Genomic DNA, 7,216 nt, shown 5'->3' with positions numbered 1-7,216 from the left:
TCGTAGACCGTGTCCCCATCGAAATCTACCTCCAGACGGCCGTTTACGACGCGCACCGGGCCGCGTGAAAGAGGCTTCGGCACAGGGATGAGGCGCCGTGCTCCCAGCGAACCCAGGTCGAGTCTCTCCTGGCCTTCGACTTGGAGAGCCAGCGTGTCGGTTGCGTAGCCTGGGCGCCAGGCCCAGAGACGATAGGAGCCCGCCGGAACCGCAGGAAAGAGGACCTCCCCGCGCAGGTCGCTGAGCGCCTGGCGGCGGCAATCCAGCCCGTCGATCGTGACGACCGCGGCCGGAAGCGGTTGCCCCTGCTCTGCAACACGCACGTTCACCTGTGTGGTGGGCGGCTCGTATAGGCGCCCATAGAAGAGAAGGTTGTCGATCCACAGGCTAAGGGCCCTGTCCCGAGAACTCTCGTCGGCTTTGAACTGTACCGCCTGCAGGGTGCGAAGGACATCCTCGCTGCTCTCCCGCTGTCCCCATGACGGTTGGTGGAAATCCTGGCGGAAGTCGAATTCGTACACTCGCCACTCCCTGGGCACCTCGGGGATGCGCACGAAGTACTCGGCCCAGTCATCTGAGGTGACAGCGGACTTTAGCGAGACGATGAGCGGCTGCCCTTCTCCCCTGAGGGCGACAGCGAAGCCTTCGTAGGCTCGGGCATCGAACGTGACCTGGTCGTTCTGCCCAAACAGAAATCTGATCAAGGCAAACGGGTTCTGCACTGTTGAGCCAAGCACGTAGCGAAACTGATACGCACGCGAGGAGAGATAGCCCCCGGCGCTCGGCGTCACAGCGACGCCTGGCGCCGGCAGCGTCGTCGAGCCTTGGTCTTTGTGGGTCTGCCATCGCCCCTGCGGCGGATAGACGACCGCAGGGCCGGCATGCTCGGCGTCGTCGAGCAGGACAAAGGAGCGCCAATGGCCTTCTGCTTGCCAGCAGGTGTCGTACCACACCTCCAGGTCCTGGGCCGAGAGCGCACCATTGCCGTCGGCGTCCAGAGGGTCGTTGGCGGCAACCGGGCCAAAGCGTTGCACCAGCGCTATGGCGTCCAATAGGTCTAAGCGGCCGTCGGCGTTCTCGTCGCCAGGGGCGAGCTGCACGTCGACTGCAGCGCCCCCTGTCTCCACGGCCACTCGCTGCCGCTGCGCGAGCATGTGGGGAGCAGAGACGTGCAGCTGGAAGGCACTGTAACCCGATGGCGTCAAAGCGTAGCAGCCAGCGCTGTCGGTCCTGGTGACGGCAAGATCCGGCAGGAGCACCACAGTGGCGTCGGCCACTGGCCTGTGCCCCAGGCCGGTGACCCGTCCGGCGAGCTGTGGGGCAGCCAGCGAAAATGCAGCGCCCAGGAGCTGGCTGAAGATCGCTATCGTAGCAGCACGCATTTTCCTCTGAGCTCCCTTGCCCCAATTCTCAGGCGGTAGAAGTAGGTCCCGGCAGGTAACGGCTGCCCAGCAGCATCGACCCCATGCCAGAGCAGCCGTGTTGCACCCGTGGTCACCGGACCCTCCTGCTCCCACACCAATCTGCCGAGTGCGTCGTAGAGGCACCAACGAGCCGAACCAGCCGCTGGCACGCCTGTCACCCGCAGCGCGACGGTCCCTTTGCACGGATTGGGGAATGCCGCGGCGCCGAAAAGGTCCGTGGCCTCTGCCTCTTCCTCCACAGAGGTCGCCTGAGCAATGGCCGCGGGGAACACGGTGCACGAGACCTCTCGCAACGCCTCGTCGATGGCCACCGGGTAGCCAGAGCGTAAACCAACGGAGCTCCCTTGAGCTCCCACGCGCAAGCAGCGCAGCACCACAAGGGTATCGCCATCGACAAGGGCGACGCCAGTATGCTGCTTGCTCAGCATGAGCGCGGTCACCGCTGGGCCTGGGTCAGTTGCCGTCTTCCACCGCACCCAGTCGAAACGGCGCAGTGCCGCGGGTTCCACGCCGTGCACTTGCACCGCCAGCGCATCGATCACCAGGCGCAGGTCGACCCCTACCAGGCGGGGAAATCCCTTTGCCCAGGCCACTATGCGAAACTCTTGCCCTACCTCTGGCCTTGAGGGAATCGCTGCCAAGTGGATCTCGCCGCCGGCTATCGCCGCGCTCCAGGTAACGGCGGAGAGCATCACACTGACAAGCGCTTTGGTTGAATGGCGTTTCATCGCTCGTCACAGAAAACGCGAATACAGCAAAAGGACCACTATGACCAACAAAATAGAGAACGCGACGTTCGCCCGGTGCCAGGTGTGATTGCAGTTGCCGGCCGCCCAGGCATATTGGCCGGCAAGCGCGCCGTGTGGTACACTCGACACCTTGCTCTGGTGAGGCGAACGCTGGGCGGTAACCAGACTGACACCGACCAGCACGATGGCCGACAGGGCGAACAACAGCGCCGCAAAGTGCAGGAAGTGGATGCGCGCCATCTGCTCCAGGAGGGCGCAGCCAAGGCGCCCCGTCTTGTCCAACAGTTCCAACACAAGGCGCAGAGCTCCGGCGATCGTCCCCACGCACAGGGAGCAGATGGCCCCCTTGGCGTTGACGCGCGGCCAGAGGATGCCAATCACAAACACCGCCGCTACCGGCGGGCCGACGTAGGCCTGCACGCGCTGCAAATAGGCAAAGATTTGCGAGCTGATGTAGCGCATGAAGGGCACCCAGAGAATGGCCAGGATGACGAGCGCCGTGGTGGCCAGTCTGCCCACTAGCACCAACTCCTTCTCTGTCACCTGCGGCCGGACCTCACGGTAGAAATCCATAGTGAAGAGGGCCGAGCTGCTGTTGAAACAGCTGGCGAGCGAACTAATGAGGGCAGCCATGAGGCTCACCACAACCACTCCCTTGACGCCGGGTGGCAACAGAGTGCAAGCTGCCAGAACTGGATAAGCCCGAGCGCCCAGGGTGGAATCGCCCGAGAGCGCGTGAGCAATGAGGCCAGGGAGCACGAGCACGAAGACGGGGAGGATCTTGAGGAACCCTGCCAGAATGGCGCCGCTCCTGGCCTGGTCGATGTTCTTGCCGCTCAGCACTCGCTGCACCGCGTACTGATCCGTGCACCAGTACCAGACACTGAGGACAGGTGCCCCGAACAGGATGCCCGTCCAAGGGAAATCGGGGTCGGAGGGCGGCTTTATCATGTGGAAGAATTCCTGCGGCACCCTGTGTTGGAGACCATGCCAGCCGCCCACTTCCCGCAGCCCAAGCCCGGTCAGCAGCGCCGCCCCGGCCAGCAGGACTGCCGACTGGAACACGTCCAGGTGGACGATCGCCTTCAGTCCTCCGGCCACAGAGTACACACCGGCCACGCAGACCATAACCACGGCAGAGGTCGCCAGGTCCCAGCCCACCATCTCGTGGAGAAGGAGACTGCCGGCGAAAAGGATGACCGAGATGCGCGTGAGCACATAGGCGACGATGGACACGCTGCTCAGGTAGATGCGGCTGGCCCTGCCGTAGCGCCTCTCCAGGAATTCAGGCGTGGTTGAGACGCCCGAACTGAAATAGACGGGCACAAACATCCAACCCAGCAGGAGGACCACGAGGCACGCCAGCCACTCGAAATGACCTACGGCCAGGCCGCGGCTTGCCCCAGAACCGGCCAGGCTGACAAAGTGCTCGCTGGAGATGTTCGAGGCAAAGAGAGAGGCGCCGATCACCACCCACCCTGTCCCGCGTCCGGCCAGAAAGTAGTCTGTGCTGGTCTTCTCGCGCCGCGAGAAGTAGCACGCCAATGCCATCAGCACGACGAAGTAGGTGCCGATAAGGGCTATGTCCAGCTGGGTCAGACTCATGGACAGGTCACCGTCGCCTGCTCCGTTGCGGCTTGGCTGCTCAACGCTGAGTTTAGCGCTCCCATGCAGGGCGAAGCTACTGCGCTATGGTCACCGTGTTGCATGAGGCAGCTCCGCAAGTTCCTACTCCAGCACAAAGGTGCGCACCAAGTCCCCGACGCGGACGGCAAACTGGCCGGGTTCAACCGTCAGCCGATTGTCCATGCCAATGAAGCCCAGATCAGACTCGTGCAGAGTAAAGTGCACAGTTTGCTTCTCTCCAGGCCAGAGGTCCACTTTGGTGAACCGCTTCAGGCGGCGCACCGAGGGCGTCACTGAGGCGTACAGGTCGCTGAGGTAGAGCTGCACGACTTCCTTGCCACTTCGCTGGCCCACGTTCTCCACTGTGACGCTCACGGTTAAGGAATCGCCACGCCCCAACGTTTCTTTGTCGAGCGTGAGGTCGCCATAGGCAAACGAGGTGTAGCTGAGGCCGAAGCCAAATGGGAAGAGCGGATCGTAGCGATTGAAAGAATTGGCATTCTCACTGTGCTTGTGGTCGTAGAGGGTTAGGTCGTTACAAGCGCGCGGGTAGGTGATGGGGAGCTTGCCCGAGGGGTTGACCCGGCCGAACAGAACGTCGGCGATTGCCTGTCCACCTTGTGGTCCCGGCAGGTAAGCCATGACAATGGCTGCCGCTTTGTCGGCGATGCTGGTGATGAGGCGCGGCCTCCCCTCCACCAGCACCACGACGACGGGCACCTTTGCCGCTGCCAACGAGGCGACCAGGCGGAGCTGGGGCTCGGGCAAGGTAAGATCAGAGATGTTCCCAGGCGTCTCACAGTAGGGGTCTTCGCCGAGACAGACGATAGCCACATCCGCCGTGCGAGCGGCCTTTACCGCTGCTTTGATGTCAATCTCACGGTTCACTTCTACACCTGGCACGTACTTCACCCTTTCCCGGCCTGCCGTGGCCACGATTGCCTCAAGAATGGTGGGTGTGTCCTTCGGGTAGAGGTCCTCGCGGTCTCCCTGCCAGGTGATGGTCCAACCGCCATTCAGGCACGAGCGCTTGTGGGCCGTTGGCCCAGTGACCAGCACTTTGGCCGATGAGGAAAGAGGAAGGAGCTTGCCGCTGTTCTTCAGCAACGTGATGGACTCGCGGGCGGCTTGCAGGGCGATCTCCCGGCAGTCGGGCGAGGCGAAGCGCCCTGATGCCTCCTTTGGCGGGTACGGATCTGCGAACAGGCCAAGGTCGGCCTTGAGTTGCAAGATTCTCCCCACCGCCTCGTCGATGCGCCCCTCAGGCACAGTTCCTTCGCGCACCAGCTCCAAGAGGAGGTCATAGAAGCTGTAATCCAGGGGGACCATACTCATGTCGACGCCAGCCATGACGGCCATGCGCACCGCCTCTTTCGGCGTGGAGGCCACGCGGTCTCGTTCGTGGAGATTCCTGATGTCTGCCCAGTCAGAGACGATCACTCCCTGGAACCCCAATTCGCCGCGCAAGAGGTCACGCAGGTAGAAAGAGCTGGCGTGCACCGGGATGCCGTTGATTTCTGAGGAATTGACCATCACTGTCTTCACGCCGGTCTGGACCGCCGCCTGGAAAGGAGGCAGGAAGTATTCGCGCAGCATGCGTTCGGGGATCCAGGCGGGGGTCCGGTCCTTGCCCGTGAGTGGAAAGCTGTAGCCTAAGTAGTGCTTGGCGCAGGCGGCTGCTCTTTCGTGGGTGTCCAGGCGGCCATCGCTCCCCTGCAGGCCCGCCACATAGGCTCGTGCCATGACCGAGGCCAAGTATGGGTCTTCGCCGAAGGTCTCCCATAGGCGCGGCCAGAGCGGTTGTCGTCCGATATCCAGCACTGGACTAAAGTTCCAGGGGATGCCGCAGGCACGAATCTCATAGGCCGTTATCTCCGCCTCCTTGCGGACCAGCTCCGGCTCCCACGTCGCTGCCATGCCCAGATGCTGCGGGAAGAGCGTGGCCCCTAAGGTGTAGCCGGCGCCGTGCACCGCGTCGATGCCATAGATCACCGGAATGCCCAAGCGGGTCTCTTTGGTTGCCACGTCCTGGATGGTGGTGATGATCTCCCGCCAGCGTTCCAAGGTGTGGGCAGAGGTGCCGACGTTCAAGATCGACCCCACATGGTACTCCAGAAGCGCCCGCCTGAGGCTGGGCAGGTCGATTTCCAGCGGGTCCTGGGTCATGGGGTAGCCCTTGCACACGAGCTCCAGGGAGATCTGGGTCATCTGCCCCACTTTTTCTTCCAACGACATCTGCGCCAGGAGTGTCCTCACCATGGGACTGGGCCCAGCGTCGGGAGTCGCCGTCTGTGCCATGGTCACAGCTCCAAGGGCCAACGCGAGTAGCAGCGCCTGCGGTGATTTCATCCCTTCCTCCTCATCAGACGAGTGCCTACCGGTATTGCCTCACCTGAGACGTACCATTTTCATTGTCTTGACAGCCTCCCCCGCTCGTGTCCTGACAGAGAGTCGGCAGAAATACACCCCACTGGGTGCAAGGTCATCCCACAGCACGCGATGGGACCCGGCACGCTGGGTGGCGTTGACCAACTCTCTGACCAGCCGGCCCGCCGTGTTGTGCACCGTCATGACCACATGCCCTTCCTCCGGCAAGTCATAGACGATTGCCGTACCGGCATTGAAAGGATTTGGCCAGTTCTGTCGCAACGTGGGCTCCAAGGCTGCGCCGCAGTCCCCTCTAAGCTCCCTGACGGCGACGGCAAGGGTGTCAAAGGGATTGTCGATCTCGAGGAGGAGTTCCCACACGGCGCGGGGACGCTGGTACTGCTCGGCGCGATACTGCGCCGGGTCGGCAAAGTACCAGGCCTCCGGCGTGTTGAAGAAGTAGGCAGTCCTTTCGTTAACCCACGTCTGATAGTACACGCCATAGGCCGTGTGCAAGGCCCTTTGCATGAGGGTTTCGTCACCCAGCTCCTTGCCCCAGTGGTACATGCTGGCAGCCACGAAGTAAGAAGAGCCGGTCCACACTTCATTGGGTTGTCCTGAGGGGAGCGGACTGCCGTCGGCCTTGCGCCCATTCACGGCGCCCATGTCGCCGATGCCGTCGCCAGTGTAGTCAGCCAAGGGCGCGACACACCGCTCGAAAACCTGATGCAGATGGGAGGCGATACGGCTGGGAGGGAGAATGGGCTCCAAGCCCGTGGTCTCGCAATAGCGCTGGCCATTGAGCCCGTCTGCCATGATGGCCGTAGAATGGGCGTCCAGCCGGTAGTACTGCAGATCCTCCAGCCAGAAGAGGTTGTCCAATACCTGTTTTGCCACGGCCAGGGTTCTTTCCACCTCCGCCTTGAGCCCTGTCTCCCCCATGGCGGCGGCGAGCCGGGCCATGGCCTGCAAGGCACCGATCCACAGGCCGCCGCTAAGGAGGTTGTCTCCCACAAACCCCCAAGTATCGTAAGTGGTATTCCCGTGGTC

At 62.7% G+C, this 7,216-nt stretch carries 5 protein-coding genes; all 5 read right to left on the bottom strand.

What is annotated here, in order from left to right:
* Nucleotides 1-1,382 (bottom strand): hypothetical protein (locus H5U38_13870; protein MBC7188108.1); only part of this gene is annotated, 1,382 nt, incomplete at its 3' end.
* On the bottom strand, nt 1,364-2,152 hold the full coding sequence (locus tag H5U38_13865) for a hypothetical protein (protein ID MBC7188107.1): 789 nt from the start codon (nt 2,150-2,152) through the stop codon (nt 1,364-1,366). The genes H5U38_13870 and H5U38_13865, both read right to left, overlap by 19 nt.
* 6 nt (nt 2,153-2,158) lie before the next feature.
* Nucleotides 2,159-3,784, bottom strand: a complete 1,626-nt coding sequence (locus tag H5U38_13860) for a sodium/solute symporter (GenBank protein MBC7188106.1) — start codon at nt 3,782-3,784, stop codon at nt 2,159-2,161.
* 117 nt (nt 3,785-3,901) lie between these two features.
* Nucleotides 3,902-6,148: a glycoside hydrolase family 3 C-terminal domain-containing protein gene (locus H5U38_13855; protein ID MBC7188105.1), complete on the bottom strand. Its 2,247-nt coding sequence runs from the start codon at nt 6,146-6,148 to the stop codon at nt 3,902-3,904.
* Between the two features lie 39 nt (nt 6,149-6,187).
* On the bottom strand, nt 6,188-7,216 hold a 1,029-nt coding region (locus H5U38_13850; GenBank protein ID MBC7188104.1), incomplete at its 5' end, for a T9SS type A sorting domain-containing protein.

The organism is Calditrichota bacterium (genome assembly GCA_014359355.1).
Taxonomy (GTDB): Bacteria; Zhuqueibacterota; Zhuqueibacteria; order JANLFK01; family Oleimicrobiaceae; genus Oleimicrobium.
The sequence above is the reverse complement of the archived record's forward strand: the minus strand, read 5'-3'. Positions and strand labels throughout refer to the sequence as shown.

Coding starts and splice junctions, on each gene's coding strand:
- H5U38_13865 (MBC7188107.1), bottom strand. CDS start 2,152: ATGAAACGCCATTCAACCAAAGCGCTTGTCAGTGTGATGCTCTCCGCC.
- H5U38_13855 (MBC7188105.1), bottom strand. CDS start 6,148: ATGAAATCACCGCAGGCGCTGCTACTCGCGTTGGCCCTTGGAGCTGTG.